This window comes from Desulfonauticus sp., assembly GCF_055126295.1.
Map to the genome: position 1 here is coordinate 21,987 of NZ_JBSRHE010000009.1, position 17,621 is coordinate 39,607.

Annotated in this window: 20 protein-coding genes and 1 tRNA gene; 5 read left to right on the forward strand and 16 right to left on the reverse strand. The window is 40.3% G+C overall.

Features of this window, described 5'->3' with window-relative positions:
• Positions 1-18 precede the first annotated feature (18 nt).
• The 7 genes from pheT to ACTCIM_RS07000 all read right to left on the reverse strand — a co-directional run bounded on the left by pheT (position 19) and on the right by ACTCIM_RS07000 (position 6,689).
• Positions 19-2,418 carry a phenylalanine--tRNA ligase subunit beta gene (gene pheT / locus ACTCIM_RS06970; RefSeq protein WP_472314687.1) on the reverse strand — a complete coding sequence of 800 codons (2,400 nt, stop codon included), beginning with the start codon at positions 2,416-2,418 and terminating at the stop codon, positions 19-21.
• A gap of 27 nt (positions 2,419-2,445) precedes the next feature.
• Positions 2,446-3,492 carry a phenylalanine--tRNA ligase subunit alpha gene (gene pheS, locus ACTCIM_RS06975; protein WP_029967368.1) on the reverse strand — a complete coding sequence of 349 codons (1,047 nt, stop codon included), beginning with the start codon at positions 3,490-3,492 and terminating at the stop codon, positions 2,446-2,448.
• A 3-nt stretch (positions 3,493-3,495) separates the two neighbouring features.
• Positions 3,496-3,846: a 50S ribosomal protein L20 gene (gene rplT, locus ACTCIM_RS06980; protein WP_029967354.1), complete on the reverse strand. Its 351-nt coding sequence runs from the start codon at positions 3,844-3,846 to the stop codon at positions 3,496-3,498.
• 24 nt (positions 3,847-3,870) lie between these two features.
• Entirely contained in the window at positions 3,871-4,068 is a 198-nt protein-coding gene (gene rpmI, locus ACTCIM_RS06985; RefSeq protein ID WP_029967352.1) for a 50S ribosomal protein L35, read from the reverse strand.
• A gap of 33 nt (positions 4,069-4,101) precedes the next feature.
• Positions 4,102-4,632, reverse strand: a complete 531-nt coding sequence (gene infC, locus ACTCIM_RS06990) for a translation initiation factor IF-3 (protein ID WP_029967345.1) — start codon at positions 4,630-4,632, stop codon at positions 4,102-4,104.
• A complete protein-coding gene (gene thrS / locus ACTCIM_RS06995) occupies positions 4,616-6,556 on the reverse strand; it encodes a threonine--tRNA ligase (protein ID WP_472314688.1) in 1,941 nt (646 codons plus the stop codon). Before thrS ends, infC begins: the two co-directional genes overlap by 17 nt.
• A 58-nt stretch (positions 6,557-6,614) precedes the next feature.
• Positions 6,615-6,689 (reverse strand) — tRNA-Val (locus tag ACTCIM_RS07000).
• Between the two features lie 81 nt (positions 6,690-6,770).
• Here ACTCIM_RS07000 and ACTCIM_RS07005 point away from each other — a divergent pair.
• Entirely contained in the window at positions 6,771-7,496 is a 726-nt protein-coding gene (locus tag ACTCIM_RS07005; RefSeq protein ID WP_472314691.1) for a Rossmann-like domain-containing protein, read from the forward strand.
• A 16-nt stretch (positions 7,497-7,512) separates the two neighbouring features.
• Positions 7,513-7,905: a secondary thiamine-phosphate synthase enzyme YjbQ gene (locus ACTCIM_RS07010; protein ID WP_464279077.1), complete on the forward strand. Its 393-nt coding sequence runs from the start codon at positions 7,513-7,515 to the stop codon at positions 7,903-7,905.
• 46 nt (positions 7,906-7,951) lie between these two features.
• Here the strand turns inward: ACTCIM_RS07010 and ACTCIM_RS07015 are convergent, their stop codons facing one another.
• Positions 7,952-8,716, reverse strand: coding sequence for an ABC transporter ATP-binding protein (locus ACTCIM_RS07015; protein WP_029967337.1), 765 nt, complete (start codon positions 8,714-8,716; stop codon positions 7,952-7,954).
• Positions 8,709-9,653 (reverse strand): ABC transporter ATP-binding protein, encoded by a 945-nt coding sequence (locus ACTCIM_RS07020; RefSeq protein ID WP_464279076.1) that lies wholly within the window; start codon positions 9,651-9,653, stop codon positions 8,709-8,711. The genes ACTCIM_RS07015 and ACTCIM_RS07020 overlap by 8 nt, the downstream gene beginning before the upstream one ends.
• 57 nt (positions 9,654-9,710) lie before the next feature.
• Between ACTCIM_RS07020 and trmFO the strand changes: the two genes are divergently transcribed.
• The 3 genes from trmFO to ACTCIM_RS07035 all read left to right on the forward strand — a co-directional run bounded on the left by trmFO (position 9,711) and on the right by ACTCIM_RS07035 (position 13,430).
• Positions 9,711-11,048 (forward strand): methylenetetrahydrofolate--tRNA-(uracil(54)-C(5))-methyltransferase (FADH(2)-oxidizing) TrmFO, encoded by a 1,338-nt coding sequence (gene trmFO / locus ACTCIM_RS07025; RefSeq protein ID WP_472314693.1) that lies wholly within the window; start codon positions 9,711-9,713, stop codon positions 11,046-11,048.
• Between the two features lie 103 nt (positions 11,049-11,151).
• Complete coding sequence (locus ACTCIM_RS07030) at positions 11,152-11,700, forward strand: LemA family protein (protein ID WP_464279074.1); 549 nt, start codon at positions 11,152-11,154, stop codon at positions 11,698-11,700.
• 23 nt (positions 11,701-11,723) lie between these two features.
• Positions 11,724-13,430: a DUF2207 domain-containing protein gene (locus ACTCIM_RS07035; RefSeq protein WP_464279073.1), complete on the forward strand. Its 1,707-nt coding sequence runs from the start codon at positions 11,724-11,726 to the stop codon at positions 13,428-13,430.
• Positions 13,431-13,432: 2 nt separating this feature from the next.
• Here the strand turns inward: ACTCIM_RS07035 and fliQ are convergent, their stop codons facing one another.
• From fliQ to ACTCIM_RS07070, 7 genes are read right to left on the reverse strand one after another with little or no spacing between them, the layout of a single operon-like run.
• Positions 13,433-13,702 (reverse strand): flagellar biosynthesis protein FliQ, encoded by a 270-nt coding sequence (gene fliQ, locus ACTCIM_RS07040; RefSeq protein ID WP_029967322.1) that lies wholly within the window; start codon positions 13,700-13,702, stop codon positions 13,433-13,435.
• Positions 13,703-13,721: 19 nt separating this feature from the next.
• Positions 13,722-14,462: a flagellar type III secretion system pore protein FliP gene (fliP, locus tag ACTCIM_RS07045; RefSeq protein ID WP_464280260.1), complete on the reverse strand. Its 741-nt coding sequence runs from the start codon at positions 14,460-14,462 to the stop codon at positions 13,722-13,724.
• The gene (gene fliO / locus ACTCIM_RS07050; protein ID WP_472314696.1) at positions 14,443-14,793 is read right to left on the reverse strand and encodes a flagellar biosynthetic protein FliO; all 351 of its coding nucleotides are present in this window, start codon (positions 14,791-14,793) and stop codon (positions 14,443-14,445) included. The genes fliP and fliO overlap by 20 nt, the downstream gene beginning before the upstream one ends.
• Positions 14,786-15,355, reverse strand: coding sequence for a flagellar motor switch protein FliN (gene fliN / locus ACTCIM_RS07055; RefSeq protein ID WP_464279072.1), 570 nt, complete (start codon positions 15,353-15,355; stop codon positions 14,786-14,788). The genes fliO and fliN overlap by 8 nt, the downstream gene beginning before the upstream one ends.
• Positions 15,356-15,370: 15 nt before the next feature.
• Positions 15,371-16,348 (reverse strand): flagellar motor switch protein FliM, encoded by a 978-nt coding sequence (fliM, locus tag ACTCIM_RS07060; protein WP_472314698.1) that lies wholly within the window; start codon positions 16,346-16,348, stop codon positions 15,371-15,373.
• 1 nt (position 16,349) lies between these two features.
• Entirely contained in the window at positions 16,350-16,886 is a 537-nt protein-coding gene (locus ACTCIM_RS07065) for a flagellar basal body-associated FliL family protein (protein WP_472314700.1), read from the reverse strand.
• Positions 16,887-16,895: 9 nt separating this feature from the next.
• Complete coding sequence (locus ACTCIM_RS07070; RefSeq protein ID WP_472314703.1) at positions 16,896-17,621, reverse strand: OmpA/MotB family protein; 726 nt, start codon at positions 17,619-17,621, stop codon at positions 16,896-16,898.

A 17,621-nucleotide genomic window follows, 5' to 3' on the forward strand; every position in this document is an offset into this window, starting at 1 on the left:
ACAGAAATTTATTTTTGTCTAGGGAAAACGTACATCTAACTTCTCCAGTAAGGTTTTACCAATCTTATCGTGAATTTTATTTACTTCTTTATCTTTGAGACTCTTGTCCTTGGAACGATAAAATAACCTTAAGGTAACATTCTTTTCTGCTTTACCTTGAGGATAAAAAATATCTATTACCCGCACTTCTTCCAGCAAAGCCACTTTAAGTTCAGAAATTACCTCTAAAACTTCAACTAACTTTAAACTCAAAGGACAAACTAGAGTAATGTCCCTGGTAGTACCTGGGAACTTGGGTAATTCTTGAAAGCTATATCTTTTTTGTTGATAACAAGCAAAAATCTTTTCCAAATTTAAATCTGCATACCATAGTTCTTGATTGGCCTCAAACCTATCAGCTATTTCCTCTTCTACCAATCCCAGAAAACCAATCTCTTCTCCTTGCTGGAAGACTTTTACCCAGGGTTTAAGATAAAAATCCTTATTTTCCACAAGACGAAATTCTAAATCCTGACAACCAAAGACCTGGGCCAAATGCTCTACCAACCCCTTTAAATCCAGATAATCAACCTTCTTGTCTGCGGAATAAGGCCAAAAATTTCCCTCTCTACTGCCTGTAAGTAAAAGGGCCAGCCTGTGCTCTTCTCGACACAGGGTCTCTTGCTCTTTATCCAAAAAAAAGGTTTTGGCCACTTCAAAAAGGCGTAAGTCCCTATTTTCTCGTCCAAAGTTCACTCGAACAGTATTTAAAATTCCAGCCAGCAGGTTAGTGCGCAGGACATTTTGTTCTTCGCTTAAGGGATTTAAAATATAAACCCTTTGCTCTTTGTCTTCTTTCTGCAACAAATCCAGGGTCTCTTCTGCCACAAAACTATAGTTAATGGCTTCGTTTAAGCCCACGCCTTTAGCCCAGTGCTTTATTTTACTCAAAAACTGAAACCAATCTTCTTTTTCTACCTTTAAACTCTTACTTACCTTGGGCAAGGTAGCAGGAATTCTATCCAGACCATAAATGCGTCCCACCTCTTCTATAAGGTCCACTTCCCTTTCCAGATCCTGGCGATAACTGGGAGGAGTTACCAGCCACTTTTCAGCTCCAGGTTGCAATCCACAGCCCAAACTCTCTAAAGTCTTAGAGCAAAATTCCTCAGAAATTTCTATGCCCAGCAGTTCACTTACCTTTCCAGGCCTAAAGATAATTAGTCTCTCTTTATAGGGTTTGGTCTCTTTTCTGGCTACGCCTCTTAATACCCTGGCCTGAGTAAGTTGTTGCAACAGATAAGTGGCCCTTTCCAGGGCAAAGGGAGATAAAAGCTGGTCAATACCGCGTTCAAAACGATAGGAGGATTCACTACTTAACCCCAGTCTGCGTGCGGTTTTTCTAATGGTAACAGGGTTAAAAACAGCGCATTCCAATAAAACCTCTGTAGAGTTTTCATTGATTTCACTGTTTTCTCCTCCCATGACTCCAGCCAGGGCCACAGGTTTTTCTGCATCCCAGATAAGCAAATCCGAACGCAAAAGTTTTCTCTTTTTGCCATCTAAGGTAGTAAAATCCTGGCCTTCTCTGGCCAGGTCCACCTGGATTTTCTTCCCGGCTAAAAGTTTGCGGTCAAAGGAGTGTAAAGGTTGACCCAATTCCAACATCACATAGTTGGTTACATCTACGATATTATTAATGGGTCTGATACCTGAAGCAAGTAAACGAAATCTAAGCCAGGCAGGGCTTTCCTTTAAAGTACAATCTGTTAACAATCTGGCCTGATAAAGATAACAATCCTCTGGGGCCTTGATTTCTATTTCATAGTCTATCTCTTCTGTACTTTCTTTCACCTCCACGCAAGGAAGTTGCAAGGGCAAAGAATAAAGCACTGCCACTTCTCTGGCCAATCCCAGCACGCTCAAACAATCTGCCCTATTGGGAGTAATTCCAATGTCCAGAACATACCTATCCAGCCCCAAGGCATCTATCAGATTATCTCCCACTTTGAGATTAGAAAATTCTTGATTTAAAACCCAAATCCCAGAGCTATCCTCACCCAGTTCCAATTCCTGGGCCGAACAAATCATGCCCACAGAAAGCTCACCTCTTAGCTTGGCCTTTTTGATAGTCAGCCCAGAAGGTAAGGTAGTTCCAATCAATGCTACAGGAACCAGCTGGTCTTGGGCCACATTGGGAGCACCACAAACTATAGGCAAGACTTCTGTACCCACATCCACCTTACACAAAGACAGGTGGTCACTTTTGGGATGAGGCTTACACTCCACTACCTTACCCACCACTACTGTTTCCAGGTAGGCAAAAGGAGAGGCTATTTCTTCCACTTCCAGACCAACCATGGTTAAACGATGGGCCAGGTCTTCTACATCTCCAGCAAAGGGAACAAAATCTTTTAACCAATTTAGACTAAGCAACATAAGAAAAACCTCAAAAAAAGCGGGAGTTTATACAAACTGCTTTAAAAAGCGAAGGTTATTATCAAAGAAAATGCGTAAATCACCAATAGAATATTTGAGCATAGCAATCCTTTCTACGCCCAGACCAAAGGCAAAACCAGAGTATTCTTCTGGGTCATAATTGACCATCTTAAACACAGCCGGGTCTATCATGCCACAACCCAAAATCTCCACCCAGCCTGTTTCCTTACACACGCGGCAGGTCTTACCAGCTACCTTTCCTTTTCCTCCACACATTACACAACTAATATCCACCTCTGCACTGGGTTCTGTAAAGGGGAAAAAACTGGGACGAAAACGTACTCTGGTCTCACTACCAAATACTCTATGTAAAAACAGGGTTAAAGTCCCCCTTAGGTCAGCCATGGTAACCTTTTTATCTACCAAAAAACCTTCTATTTGATGGAACATGGGACTATGGGTCAAATCAGAGTCCCGCCTGTAAACCTTGCCTGGAGCAATGGCTGCCACAGGAGGCTTTTTGGCCAACATGGTCCTTACTTGTAAAGGAGAAGTATGGGTACGCAAAAGGGTTTTATCCGTGATATATAAACTGTCTTGCATATCCCTGGCAGGGTGCTCAGGGGGGATGTTTAAGGCCTCAAAATTGTAAAAATCTGTCTCCACCTCAGGCCCTAAAACCACTTCAAAGCCCAAAGAAGTAAAAATAGCAGAAACTTCTTCAATCACCAAGGTAATGGGATGTAAAGTGCCTACAGGTGGAATACGGCCTGGCAAGGTGGGGTCAAAGTCGCGTAACCGCTCTTCTTTTTCCTTTTGTTCAAAAAACCTTTTTTTTGCTTCCCACAGACTACTTAACTTTTCTTTTATTTCATTGGCTTTGCGTCCAGCTTCAGGCCTTTCTTCTGGAGCAAGTTTAGGCAGTCCCTTCATTACCTCAGCCAGTCTTCCTTTACGGCTAAGATAACGAATCCGGACCTCTTCTAACTGAGAAATAGACGAGGCCTTATCCAGGTCTTTTTCCAGTTCCTGAATAAGGCCATCTAGTTCAGCCAAAAAAGTTGTGAGAGACATGGCTTACAAACTGGCTTTAGCAAGTTCAGCTAAACGGGCAAAGGCTGCCTTCTCATACACAGCCATATCTGCCAGAGACTTGCGATTGATAACCACCCCAGCCTTATTTAGCCCACTCATAAAACGGCTATAGGAAAGGCCATACTCTCTGGCAGCAGCATTAATTCGAATAATCCAAAGTTTACGAAATTCTCTTTTGCGCTGTTTTCTGTCTCTATAAGCATAGCAAAGAGACCTTTCTACCTGCTCTCTAGCAATACGATAGAGTTTTCCCCTAGAGCCAGTATAGCCCTTGGCCATCTTCAAATATTTTTTATGCCTGCGATGGCGAGTTTTTCCAGATTTTACACGCATCTTATATCTCCTCCCTAAAATAAATTAAGCATAAGGTAATAATTTCTTTACCTGACGAATATTGGCAGAATCTACCAAAGCAGCTTGACCCAATCTTCTTTTTCTCTTGGCATTCTTTTTGGTCAAGATATGTCTTAAATTTTGTCTTCTTCTTTTAAATTTTCCACTGCCAGTTTTAGTAAATCTTTTAGCGGCGGCTCTGTTGGTCTTCATTTTGGGCATACAATCATCCTCCTTCAAAACTAAACACAAAGTTTATTTCTTTTTACCCTTAGCAAGTGGAGCTAAAAGCATAGTCATGGTGCGACCTTCAAACTTAGGTGTTTGCTCTATTTTAGCTACTTCCTCCACTTCTTTGGCAATTCGCTCTAAAACTTCTAAACCTTTCTCCTTATGAGCCAGTTCTCTACCTCTAAAAAAGACGGTCACCTTACACCTATCACCACCATCCAAAAACCGCTTTATGTGGCGAAGCTTGGTTTGCAAGTCATTTTCATCGGTTTTGGGACGAACTTTTATCTCCTTTATCTGAACCTTAACTTGCTTTTTTTTGGCCTCTTGCTGTTTCTTCTGCTGTTCATAGAGATACTTGCCATAATCCATCACCTTACAAACCGGTGGATTGGCATTGGGGGCTACTTCCACTAAATCCAACCCCACTTCTCTAGCATAACTCAAGGCTTCGTCTAAAGAAACAATCCCTGCTTGCTCACCATTTTCCTTAATTAAGCGTACTTCCCGGGCCCTAATCTGATTATTCTTGCGGGCATTAGTAGAGGTACCTATAGCTCATTCCTCCCTGTTTAAATGGTTCATCCATATCTTGATAAATAATATCCACTATCTCTTCTAGGCTCTTTAAGCCCATGTTTTTACCACCTCTTAAACGCACATTTAAGCCGCCAGCTTCTACTTCCTTTTCTCCAGCAACCAGCACATAGGGTATCTTTTCCAGTTGGGCTTCTCTTACTTTATAACCCAATTTTTCATTACGCAAATCTTTTTCTACCCTTAAACCTGCCTGGCGCAAAACCTTATAACAATTTTCCACATATTCATTCTGAGCATCAGTAATGGTTAAAATCCTGGCCTGTACAGGAGCCAGCCAGGTAGGAAAAGCGCCCGCATAATGTTCAATCAACACTCCCAAAAAGCGCTCTATAGCGCCTAAAATAACTCTATGTAACATTACAGGTCGATGTTTTTCGCCATCTTCCCCAATGTAAGTCAGGTCAAAACGCTCTGGCAAAGTAAAATCGCATTGAATAGTAGAGCACTGCCACTTTCTGCCCAAAGCATCTTTGAGTTTTACATCTATCTTTGGCCCGTAAAAAGCCCCTTCTCCAGGGCAAATATCATATTTCAGCCCCAAACTTTCCAGAGCTTGAGTCAAAGCTGTTGTAGCCCTGTCCCAATCTTCATCTGAACCAATGGATTTTTCTGGTCTGGTGCTTATCTCCAATTCGTACTCAAAACCAAAAAGTTTCATTACATCCCGGACAAAGTTAAGCACCCCCACAATTTCTTCCTGCAATTGATCTGGACGGCACAAGATATGGGCATCATCCTGGGTAAACTGCCTTACCCGTAAAAGCCCATGCAATACACCAGACTTTTCATGCCGATTCACAGTACCCAGTTCAAAAAAGCGTAAAGGTAAATCCCTATAACTACGGAGCTTGGACTTGTATATAAGCATATGCGAAAGGCAGTTCATGGGCTTTAAACCATAAACCTGCCCATCTATTTCTGTAAAATACATGTTTTCTCGATAGTTATCATAATGGCCAGAACGCTTCCAAAGCTCCTGCCTTAAGAGTCTGGGCCCCCTAACCACCTCATAACCACGCCGCAAATGTTCTTTTATTTCAAAGTCTTCTAAAATAGCTCGAAGTAAAGCCCCTTTGGGATGAAAAATGGGCATTCCAGGACCAGCTTCTTCAGAAAAGCTAAACAAATCCAGTTGTGCCCCTAGTTTGCGGTGGTCTCTTTTTTTGGCTTCCTCTAACTGAGCCAGATATTTTTTCAGATCCTTTTCACTGGCAAAGGCAGTGCCATAAATCCTCTGGAGCATGGGCTTGTTTTCATCGCCCCGCCAATAAGCTCCAGCCACTGAAGTAAGCTTAAAGGCCTTTAAGTAACCAGTAGAAGGAAGATGAGGACCACGACACAAATCCACAAAATCCCCATGTCTATAAATGGAGACTGTTTCCTCCCCAAGCTCGTCTATAATTTCCAGTTTATAGGTTTCATTTAATTTTAAAAAAAGTTTTTTAGCTTCTTCCTTGGACAACTCTTCACGCACAAAGGGATGATTAGCAGCCACACTTCTGGCCATTTCCTGCTCAATCTTTTCCAGGTCTTCAGGCGTAAAAGGACGCTCATAGTCAAAATCATAGTAAAAACCGTTTTCAATGTCAGGACCAATTGTAACCTTAGCTGAAGGAAAAAGCTTTTTCACTGCTTCAGCCATAATATGAGCAGCACTGTGGCGCAAAACCTTTAAACCCAAAGCATCATCTATAAAAACAGGAGTAAGTTTTTTACACTCTTCAGGAATCTCCCTGGAAAGGTCAAAAAGCTTATCTTCACATTTAAATGCCACTATTTTTTTAGCTTTTTTCTTGGAAAAATAAGCCAGCAAAGAGCCCAAAAGGGCTCCCTCTTCTACTTCTATTTTATCTTGTAACCCTTCTATTTCTAATAACATTTCTCTACCTAAAGAAACAGTTTAGGGAGGCTCAAAAGGCCTCCCTTTTTAACTAAAATGGTAGGCGCGAGGAGATTTGAACTCCTGACCCCTTGCGCGTCAAGCAAGTGCTCTCCCCCTGAGCTACGCGCCTAAAAAGTAAAAGGGATACCTACAAACCTTGCCAAAACTTGTCAAGTAGACTATTTGCCAGGAAAAAGCAAAGGTTTTTTCCATGATTACTCAGGAAAACATCCTTCAATCCTTAATTAAAGCAGGTCAAGAAAAAGCCCAAAACATCTATATCCAGGAAGTAGTAGTGGGCAAGAGTCTGGTGGCCATAAAGAACTCTTTAGGACAAGCAGGACTGGCTGCTTCCTTCCCGGGCTCTACCCCTCCTAACCTTGTTTCTACTCCTCTTATAAATATTTTACCCTGGTTAGAAAAGCAAAACACCCTAGAGGCCAGCCTGGCTCTGGCAGCCTTAAACAGCCTTCTTTTTCCTGAAAATTATCTAACTCAGAAAGCTCAAGAAATTTTGCTCCAACAGGGGCAAAATAAAAACCTGGCAGTTATTGGACATTTTCCCTTTGTGGAAAAATTCCGCCCCTATTTTAAAAACCTTTGGGTATTAGAACTACATCCCAGACCTGGAGACTTGCCTGCTAATAAGGCCAAAGAAATATTACCCCGGGCAGAGATTGTGGCTCTTACAGCAACTACTCTCTTAAATGGAACTTTAGCCTCTCTTTTAAACCTTATTCCAGCTAACAGCCTTAAACTTATGCTGGGGCCAAGTACGCCCTTAAGCAACTACTTATTTACTCTTAATTTTCACTACCTGGGAGGAGCCAGGGTCCTGGATTTTGAACTGGTTCGACAGGGGATTTTAAAGGGAGCTTGTTTTAAGCAATTAACAGGAGTAACTTCTATTTTAATTTCTAAAGAAAATAGTCATTAACCCAGGAGGTTAAACAATGTGGACTCTGGAAGTAAAAACATCTACCAGAGAAGAGTTAAAAGACATCACTTCTCAGGTGCAAAGCCTGGTAAGACAAGAACAACTACAAGAAGGAGTACTTCTCCTCTATAGTCCTCATACCACCTGTGGAATTACCATTAATGAAGGAGCTGACCCAGCTGTAGCCAGGGATATTATTCAATCTTTAAAAAAACTAATTCCCCTTCATTGGGATTATGCCCACCTGGAAGGCAATTCAGATGCCCACCTCAAAACCAGCCTCATAGGGCCTTCACAACTGATTATTCTGGAGCAGGGACAGATTAAATTAGGAACCTGGCAGCGTATTTTTTTAGCTGAATTTGATGGACCCAGAAATAGAAAGGTGTGGATAAAATTGTTAAAATAAAAACCAGAAGGCTCTGCTCTGGGCAAGGCAATGCTTATTTAGGGGCTTATCCCAGGCTGGCTTCCAGTAAACTCTGGGTATAAGCATGAGTTGGATTAGCCAGAATTTCTTTGGTTTTACCCTGCTCTACTATTTCCCCCTTCCACATAACCAGCATTTCTGAACACAAATAACGCACCACAGCCAAGTCATGAGAAATAAAAATATAATTTCTTTTCTGTTCCAGGTGTATTTTTTTCAGCAAGGTCAAAATCTGAGCCTGTACTGAAACATCCAAAGCAGAAACAGGCTCATCTAAAATCACAAGTTTGGGCTCCAGTAAAAAGGCCCTGGCCAGAGCAATGCGCTGCCTTTGTCCACCACTGAATTGATGGGGATAACGATTTAAAATTTCAGGCGAAAGATTAAAGGCCTGCAACCAAAAAACTATCTTTTCCAGGCGCTGTGAAGCAGACAGAGAAGTGTTAAGCTTTAAAGGCTCTTCTAGAATGCTTTTTATTTTTTGTTTAGGGTTTAAAGAGGCATAGGGGTCCTGAAATACCATCTGAATATGTTTAGGGTTGGGCTTACGAGGATAGGAAAGAGGTTGACCTTCCCAAAATAGTTGACCTTGAGTTGGAGCTTCCAGGCCAGCAATTATCTTGACCAGAGTACTTTTCCCACTGCCAGACTCACCTACAATACCCAAACTTACTCCTGGCTTTAAATTAAAACTTAAGCCCTTTAAAACTTCTATTTCTTTACCCTTAAGCCCCACTCTGACCTTATAGGTTTTATGTATATTTTTGACCTCTAATACATACTCATTCATACAACCAGCACCTTACTTCCTGGTCAGCAAGTTTAAAAACAGGAGGTTCCTTTTGGATACAAATGTCTTTTTTCTCAGGACACCTGGGATGAAAGGCACAACCAGAGGGAATAGCTTTTAAGTCTGGCACCTGTCCCAAAATAGGCTTTAATTCTTTATCTGAGGTTAAAGAAGGAATGGAGTCAAGCAACCCCCGAGTATAAGGATGTCTGGGGCTAGAAAGCAGGCCAGGTGTACTCCCCACTTCTACCAGTTGCCCCAGATACATCACGCCTATACGCTCACAGCAACGCGCCACCAATTTAAGGTCATGCGAAATAAGCAATAGAGAACTTTTTTCCTTTTGTCTTAGCCGTTCTAAAAGGTCCAGAATTTGAATTTTAAGGCTGGCATCCAGGGCAGTAGTGGGTTCATCAGCAATGACCAACTGAGGGCTACAAAGCAAAGCCTGTAAAATTAATACCCTCTGTCTCTGACCACCACTTAGCTGGTGGGGATAACTGTGAAAAACAGTTTCTGGTTCAGAAAACCCCACCTCCTGTAAGCCCAGTAAACACTTTTCTGTGGCCTCTTTTTTACTTAATTTATAGTGATAAAGTAGACCTTCCCTAACTTGATAACCTACCTTTAAAACAGGATTTAAAGCAGAAAGGGGGTCCTGCAAAATGATGGAAATTTCCCTGCCTCTAATCTTGCTCCAAACTTTTTCCCTCAGGCCAAGCAAACTTTTACCTTTAAAATAAACTTCTCCTTTAATGACCTTAGAAAAAGGTGGATTTAAGCCCAAAAGGGAAAGGGCAAATAAACTCTTGCCACAACCAGACTCTCCTACTAAGCCAAAACTTTCTTCTTGAGCTAAAGAAAGGCTAATACCTCTTAACACAGGTAAATAAGGGGAGAAAAGCAACTCTAAATCTTTGACTTTCAATAAAGACATTCTTAGAACCTAAACTTAAAGAGAAAATTTCCCTTAGGTTAAAGAAAAGGAGGAAAATTGCAAGCTAAGAAAAAAATCCTGGTAGTAGGCGGAGGCCTGGCTGGTTGTGAAGCAAGTTATCAACTTTTGCGCTTAGGCCTGGAAGTGTTACTAATAGACATGAAACCGCAAAAATTTTCTCCTGCCCACAAAGAACCTTCCCTAGCTGAACTGGTTTGCTCCAACTCTCTACGCTCAGAAGAGCTAACTACTGGAGTGGGTTTATTGAAAGCTGAGATGAGGGCTCTAGGCAGCCTTATTCTAGAAGCTGCAGATGCAAACAGAGTCCCTGCAGGCAAAGCCCTGGCCGTGGATAGAAAGCAATTTTCCCGGTATATAACCAACAAATTACATAGCTTTCCTGGCTTTAAACAGGAGTGCTACGAATTAACTTCTTTACAGGAAAGTTTTTTAAGTAACTTTGACAAAATTATTTTAGCACCTGGCCCCTTAGTAAGTGAACCCTTAGCCAGGTCTTTACAGGAAATTTGCACTCAAAACCTTTATTTCTACGATGCCATTGCTCCCATTATAAGTGCAGATTCCATTGATTTTTCCAAAGTATTCTGGGGGTCTCGCTATAAACCAGAAGATAAGGATTACCTCAATATTCCCCTTACTGAAGAAAAATACTTTGCCTTTATAAAAGAATTGCGGGCAGCAGAAAAAGTCAAGCTCCACCCTTTTGAGAAAGAAATTCATTTTGAAGGCTGTTTGCCCATAGAAGAAATGGCCCAAAGAGGGGATATGACCTTGGCCTTTGGACCACTAAAACCAGTGGGGCTCATTGACCCTCGCACCGGCAAACAACCCTTTGCAGTAATTCAGCTGCGCGCAGAAAATAAAGAAAAAACCGCCTTTAACCTGGTAGGTTTTCAAACCAAACTCACCTATCCAGAACAAAAAAGGATTTTTCGCCTCCTTCCTGGACTGGAAAAGGCAGAATTCCTGCGTTTGGGAAGCATTCACCGCAACACCTTTGTCAACAGCCCTGAAGTCTTAAATCCAGACCTATCTCTGAAAAAACTTGCGCACATCTTTTTAGCCGGCCAGATTACTGGAGTAGAAGGATATGTGGAATCTGCTGCCTGTGGTTTGCTGGTAGGACTTATTGTAGGCAGCCAAGTATTGGAGCAAGACTTTATCTATCCTCCTCAAGAAACTGCTCTGGGTGCTTTATGGAGACACACCCAAAAAAAAGAAAAAAACTTCCAGCCTTCCAATATCCACTTTGGACTCTTTCCGGCTTTAAAACAAAAGATAAGAAAAAAAGAGCGCAAACAAGCCTATGCCAAAAGAGCCCAAGAACACTTTGAATCCTGGTTAAAAATAATACACAATATCCTTTCTATCTAACCTTACATTCCTCTTCCAAGCTTTAGAAAATAAAAAATTATCTTGCCCTCTTCCCTTTTTAGAGCTACTAAAAACTGTAAAAAAGTGAAAGGGGAGGGAAAATATGGTGCTTTACATTATATTAGCCATAATTGTTCTCATCATTATTGGTTTTATTTTCTATTACAACAAGTTTATCCGCTTGAAAAATCAAGCAGAAGAAAGTTTTAGCGGAATAGATGTGCAACTGAAAAGAAGGCATGACCTTATCCCCAATTTAGTAGAAATTGTAAAAGGCTATGCCAAACACGAAAAAGAGACCCTGGAAAAGGTGATTCAGGCCAGGAATATGGCCATCAACGCTCAAAGTGTAGAAGATAAAGCTCAGGCAGAAAACATGCTTACTGGAGCCTTAAAAACCATCTTTGCCTTAAGCGAAAGTTATCCCAACCTAAAGGCCAATACCAACTTCTTAGACCTCCAACAAACTCTAAGTGAAATTGAAGACAATATTCAACTGGCCAGGCGCTATTATAATGCTGTAACCAGAGATTACAATGTCCTTTGTGAATCCTTTCCTTCTGTACTTATTGCCAATATTTTTGGGTTTCAAAAGAGAGCTTTCTTTGAAATAGAAGAAGCAGAAAAAGAAAATGTAAAAATAAGTTTTTAAACCATAAAAACCTGGAGATAAAAATGAAGAAGATAATTTTCTTTTTATTTCTAATCATCTATTCCAACAATTTACTTGCTGCTAATTTTTACATAAAAAATTATGATGTTGACATAAAAGTCAACCCAAATTCTGTGTTAGAGATAAAAGAAAACTTACTTGTTCATTTTTACCAACCAAGGCACGGAATAAAGAGATTCATACCCTATAAGTACCGGGTAGAAACAAAAACAGAAAATATGAAAAACCTCTTTATTTATGGCAATAAATACAAAGCATACATATTCGATATAGAGACTCCAGGGGTAAAAAATAAAATCTATAAAAAAGGAGCTTACCTAAATATCAGAATGGGAGACCCAGATAAATATGTAAATGGAGATGTAAATTACACCATAAAATATAAGGTTTATGGAACCATTGCTTTTTTTCAAGACTATGCTGAATTTTATTATAATGTAATCGGCACTAAATGGGACACTAAAATAGATAAAGCTACTTTTAGCATACATCTTCCCCAGAACTATCTACCTGCTCAGGACAAATACTATGTGGTCAGAGGAAAGTTTGGCAGTACAGAAAAAGTTCCTCTGGTAAGGGCTGATGCTGGAATTTTATATGGAGAAACCAGCAGGCCTCTTAATCCCTTTGAAGGCATAACTGTAGCTATCTGGTTTCCCAAAGACTTTTTAAGCCAGGGTTCTCTGGGACTAAACTTAAAATTATTTTTCTTAAACAACTACTCCTACTTTATTCCCTTTCTGGTCTTTGCTTTCTGGTATCTTCTGTGGCTAAAGTTCGGCAAGGACAAAAAAATAGTTAAAATGGTTCACTTTAAACCACCTGCTGGACTTACTCCTGCTGAAGTGGGATATCTCATTGATGATAAAGGAGATAACAGGGATTTAATTTCTCTAATCTTTTACTGGGCAAGCCAGGGACTTATTGACATAGAAGAAGTGGAAGGAAAAACCTTACTGGACCCCAAAAGAGACTATATATTGTATAAAAATAAAGATTTACCAGAAACTGCTAAGGACTTTGAAAAAACTATTTTTTACGACCTTTTTCCAGGTTCCAGCAATGTGGTTAAAACAAGCTCTCTCAAAAATAATTTCTATAAAACCATACTCAAAGCTTCCAAGGAATTGACGTCAAAACTTATCCAAAATGATGCCTATGAAAGGAAATCTATCTTACTTTCTTCTTTGGCTAAAATCAGTGCCTTTATTCTCTTATTTGCAGGAATAATTCTAGCCTTTACTCAGGAAGACATAGTCATTTTCATCTCCCTTTTCTTTTCTGCAATTATAACTTTCTTTTTTGGTAAATATCTGCCTAAAAAAACTGCTTCAGGGACCAAACAATACGAACAGATTGTGGGCTTTAAAGAATTTATAGAAAGGGCAGAAAAACCCAAGCTGGAATTGCTGTTAAAGGAAGACCCCAATTACTTTGACAAAATTCTTCCCTATGCTTTAGCTCTGGGCATAACTAAAAAGGTGGCTGAAAAGTTTAAAGACCTAGTTACCAGGCCGCCTGAATGGTTTAGGGGTCATTATACTGGATACTATACCCCCATACTTTTAGCCGAAAAAATGGATGATTCTTTTAAAACCATCTCCCGAGACCTTACTTCAGCTCCCCAGACCTCCAGTGGAAGCAGCTTTAGCGGTGGTGGCTCCAGTGTAGGCGGTGGCTTTGGAGGAGGTGGGGGTAGCGACTGGTAACCCTAGCGAATATAATTGGGTAAATTTAACAGAAGTTCACGGGTAAAAGTTATCATTTTGTCCATTATCCAGGGAAAGCTGATTAACAGCACTAAAAAAATAGAAATTATCTTGGGAATAATGGAAAGAGTCATTTCCTGAAGCTGGGTAGCTGCCTGGATAATGGAAATAAATACGCCCACTACAAGACCTACTCCCAGCATGGGTAAGGAAATGAGCAAAGTAAGCTCTATAGCCTGTCTGGCAAAGCCAATTACAAATTCTGGAGTCATTGTTCTTATCCTTATTTAGCTAATAAAAACTATTAACCAAAGAACCCACCAATAAGTTCCACCCATCCACCATCACAAAAAGCAAAATCTTAAAGGGTAAAGAAATCATAATGGGAGGAAGCATCATCATACCCATGGAAAGCAAAATACTGGCCACAACCATATCCAGGATTAAAAAGGGAATATAAATCAAAAAGCCTATCTGAAAACCAGTTTTTAACTCACTTATCAAGTAAGCAGGTAATAAAAGCAAAGTGGGTACATCTTCTTTGCTTTTAGGTCTTTCCAGGCCACTTATGGCAAAAAATACAGATAAATCCTTTTCTCTAGTGTGTTTGAATAAAAACTTGCGCAAAGGCTGTTCAGCCCTGCTCAAGGCTTCTTTATAACCAATTTCCTCACGCAGGTAAGGTTGTAAGGCTTGATCGTTTATTTGCTTGCCCACTGGAGCCATAATGGCTGCTGTCATAAAAATAGCCAGGGCAATTAGGACCTGGTTGGGAGGCATCTGTTGAGTGCCCAGGGCGTGACGTAAAAAGGAAAAGACTACAATAATTCGGGTAAAAGAAGTTACTGTCAAAACAATGGCAGGGGCCAAAGAAAGAACCGTTAATAAAAATAATATCTCCAGGAGAACTGAGACCTTCTCTGGGCTGGCTTCTCCTCCAGAGAGTTGTAAAGAAAGGGAAGGTAAAATAGGGTCTTGGGCAAAAGCTATGGAACTACTGGTTAAAATTAGACTAACTAGTAGAAGAATGATGCTTTTTTTCTTCTTCCAGAAGTTGTTGAAAATTTTGTTCACGGTCCGCTTCTACCTCACTTAATAGATTTACTTGAGTCTCGGTCACTCCTAGTAAAAGCTTCTTATTCAAAAAGCGGACCACCAAAAGGGATTTTTTCGGACCCAATCCCATTTGAGAAAGTATTTCCAATTCTTTCGTATTGCGGCGAGATAATCCCTTATAGCCAAACTTCTTAAGTAAATAAAATCCTAAAAAAATAAGTGCTAAAAGAAAAAATAAAGCCCCTGCCATTTTAAGGCCTATTAAACCCAGACTCATGGAAGGGGCAGCTAAGGTTGCATTAGCCAAGTTGTTTTATCCTTTCAATGGGGCTGATAATATCAGTCAAACGTACCCCAAATTTTTCATTAATGACCACAGCTTCACCTCTAGCCACCAACTTGCCATTGACCAGTATTTCTAAAGGCTCTCCTGCCAGTTTATTGAGTTCAATGACCGACCCCTGACCCAACTGAAGCAATTCATTAATCAAAAGCTGCGTACTTCCCAGCTGAGCAGTCACCGTAAGCGGAATGTCTAAAATAAATTCCAAATCCCTTTTATGCCCACTAGGAGCCTGCTTGGCCTCTTCTGTCAAATCTTTGAATTCTGCTTTTTTGCTTTGAGCTGCTAAGGTCTTTTGTTCCTTTTCCTTCTCCACCTTTTCGCCTTCTTCATTGGCCAGAGCCTGAGCCCACTCCTCAGCCAGGGCTTCTTCGTCAGGAGCTGGAGCACTTTCCGTTGCTTTACTTTCGGTAGCAGTTTCACCAGCAGCTGCAGTTTCTTCTGCAGATTCATCTAAGATATCATCTGCCCCTTCTTCTAGCGCTTTAGCCCACTCTTCTGCTAATTTTTCTTGATCATCAGTCATATTTTCACCTCTTTGTTAAAAGTGGGGTTCTTCCTCTTTTATAACTTTAAAGGCCTTACTACCTTTAACAAAACCAGGTAATCCATGAAATTTAAGCACACCCTGTACAAAAGCAGGTAATAAATCCTCTTCATCTGTATTTAAAAGCAAAATATCTCCCACTTCTAAATCCAAAAGTTGTCTTCCTGTAATGGTTGTTTTGCCCAGTTCTACCTTAAATTCCACAGGTACTTCCAGCAACCTTTCTTTAAACCTGGAAATCCAGGCATGATCCACTTCCAAACGCTCAGATTGATAGGCTGCATAGAGTTTGGAACGAATTGGTTCAATGGTAGCATAAGGTAAACAGACAATCAAAGAACCAATAGCGTTTTCCAGCTCTACCTCAAAACTTATTACCACCACCACATCACTGGGGGGGACAATGGCCGCAAACTGAGGATTTATCTCTGAACGTACATATTCAATTTTTACTTCGTGTACAGGCTGCCAGGATGTTTCCATATTTTGAAGCAAAATTTTAGCCACTTTTTTAATAATACTCTGTTCAATAGGAGTGAAGTCTCGACCTTCCACTTTAGGCTGAGAACCTGTTCCGCCAAAAAAACTTTCTACCAAAGCAAAAACCAACCTTGTATCCACAACTAAAATAGCATTTCCCCTTAAAGGATCTATTTTAAAAATATTTATACTCGTAGGCACAGGTAAAGAGCGCATAAAATCCCCAAATTTACTCATATCAATAGAAACAGGATTCACATCAACTCTTTTCCGCATAGCATTGGCTAAAGCATTGCTGGACAACCGCGCAAAACGATCGTTAATAATCTCCAAAACAGGCATTCGTCCCCTAATAATCCTATCTTGATTAGACAGGTCAAAGGGAACTACTCCAGAATCGTCATCAGCAATATCTGTCTCTGCTTCTATTTCCCCGCCTGTAAGCCCACGCAATAAGGCATCAACTTCATCCTGGCTTAAGACTTTATTCATCTTATTGAACCACCATTTCTGTAAAATAAACCCTTATTACCTTGTCCTGACCCAAAATCTGGGTAAGCCTGGACATTATTTCATTTTTTAAAGCCAATTTTTCTTCTATGCTATCAATATCATTAAAACTTTTGCTGGATAAAAGCAAGATAATAGCGTCTTTTATTTGCGGAAGTTTTTTATCCACCTCTTCTACCACCTTTTGATTTTTCACTTCCACATCCAAACTCAGCTTTAAATACCTTCTTCCCAAAGGATCTGCTAAATTGACAATAAACGCAGGTAAAGAATAGATTTCCGTTGGACCACCTTCCTCTTGCACTTCCTCTTTTGTATCCTTTTTTTCTCCTTCTTTACCTGCTTCTGGTTTTGCTTCTTCTGTAGCTGGCTTAGGCGCTAAAAAATATTTGTAGGCAAAAAAACCACCACCTCCCAATAAACCTAAGGCTAAGACAATAATTATAATTAACTTTAACTTTCCACCTTTTTTAGGTTCTTCCTGAGATTTCTCTTCTTTTTTATCTTTCTTTTTAGCCATTTCTAACCTCTACAAGTAGGTATAATTATTGAGTTTAAAAAGTATTTCTACCCTTCTATTCCTGGCCCTTCCCTCTCTTGTCTTGTTGTCGGCCAGAGGGAAATTGGGGCCATAAGCAGATACAGATAATCTATCTTCCCTGATTTTTTTCTCTCTAAAAAAGGCCAGCACACTCAAGGCCCTTTCTGCGGCAAGTTCATAATTGTCCACCCTTATGCCACCGCTGGAATCTGTGTATCCAGCTATGTTTACAGGTGCAGGCCAAATCATGGCTAACTCTACAATTTGCTCCAAGATCCTTTTAGCCTCTGGTTTTAAAATAGCACTACCTGGAGCGAACAAAATACCATCATGCAAAACCAGGGCCACTCCTTCTGGCCTTTGTAAAATTTCCAAATTTTTTTCTAAAGTACTTCTATTAATTTCTTTAGGAAGTACCATATCGGGAAAGAGTAAATCCAAAATCCTTTTTTTCTTTTCTAAAATCTCCCATGGTTTTTGCAAAATCTTTTCCAGAACCTTAAACCTATCTTCAATCTTCCCTGTAGAGCGAACATCTAAAAAACCAACATCTTCAGTAAAAACAGAAACCACCTGCCTTACAATACTTTTATCCATGCTGGACATGGATAAAAGTAAAACAAAAAAAGTAAGTAATAAGGTGACCAAATCAGAAAAGGTTACCAGCCAATTAGCCTGGACCTCTCCACCACCTCTTTTTTTGCGTCTGGCCAT

What these genes read in the sequence shown, in the direction of transcription:
- ACTCIM_RS07015 (WP_029967337.1), bottom strand. Translation starts at nt 8,716, where the DNA reads ATGAATGAGTATGTATTAGAGGTCAAAAATATACATAAAACCTATAAG.
- ACTCIM_RS07070 (WP_472314703.1), bottom strand. Translation starts at nt 17,621, where the DNA reads ATGGCCAGACGCAAAAAAAGAGGTGGTGGAGAGGTCCAGGCTAATTGG.
- ACTCIM_RS07065 (WP_472314700.1), bottom strand. Translation starts at nt 16,886, where the DNA reads ATGGCTAAAAAGAAAGATAAAAAAGAAGAGAAATCTCAGGAAGAACCT.
- ACTCIM_RS07005 (WP_472314691.1), top strand. Translation starts at nt 6,771, where the DNA reads ATGATTACTCAGGAAAACATCCTTCAATCCTTAATTAAAGCAGGTCAA.
- rpmI (WP_029967352.1), bottom strand. Translation starts at nt 4,068, where the DNA reads ATGCCCAAAATGAAGACCAACAGAGCCGCCGCTAAAAGATTTACTAAA.
- fliQ (WP_029967322.1), bottom strand. Translation starts at nt 13,702, where the DNA reads ATGACTCCAGAATTTGTAATTGGCTTTGCCAGACAGGCTATAGAGCTT.
- ACTCIM_RS07035 (WP_464279073.1), top strand. Translation starts at nt 11,724, where the DNA reads ATGAAGAAGATAATTTTCTTTTTATTTCTAATCATCTATTCCAACAAT.
- pheS (WP_029967368.1), bottom strand. Translation starts at nt 3,492, where the DNA reads ATGTCTCTCACAACTTTTTTGGCTGAACTAGATGGCCTTATTCAGGAA.
- pheT (WP_472314687.1), bottom strand. Translation starts at nt 2,418, where the DNA reads ATGTTGCTTAGTCTAAATTGGTTAAAAGATTTTGTTCCCTTTGCTGGA.
- rplT (WP_029967354.1), bottom strand. Translation starts at nt 3,846, where the DNA reads ATGCGTGTAAAATCTGGAAAAACTCGCCATCGCAGGCATAAAAAATAT.
- fliN (WP_464279072.1), bottom strand. Translation starts at nt 15,355, where the DNA reads ATGACTGATGATCAAGAAAAATTAGCAGAAGAGTGGGCTAAAGCGCTA.
- fliM (WP_472314698.1), bottom strand. Translation starts at nt 16,348, where the DNA reads ATGAATAAAGTCTTAAGCCAGGATGAAGTTGATGCCTTATTGCGTGGG.
- ACTCIM_RS07010 (WP_464279077.1), top strand. Translation starts at nt 7,513, where the DNA reads ATGTGGACTCTGGAAGTAAAAACATCTACCAGAGAAGAGTTAAAAGAC.
- ACTCIM_RS07030 (WP_464279074.1), top strand. Translation starts at nt 11,152, where the DNA reads ATGGTGCTTTACATTATATTAGCCATAATTGTTCTCATCATTATTGGT.
- thrS (WP_472314688.1), bottom strand. Translation starts at nt 6,556, where the DNA reads ATGTTATTAGAAATAGAAGGGTTACAAGATAAAATAGAAGTAGAAGAG.
- ACTCIM_RS07020 (WP_464279076.1), bottom strand. Translation starts at nt 9,653, where the DNA reads ATGTCTTTATTGAAAGTCAAAGATTTAGAGTTGCTTTTCTCCCCTTAT.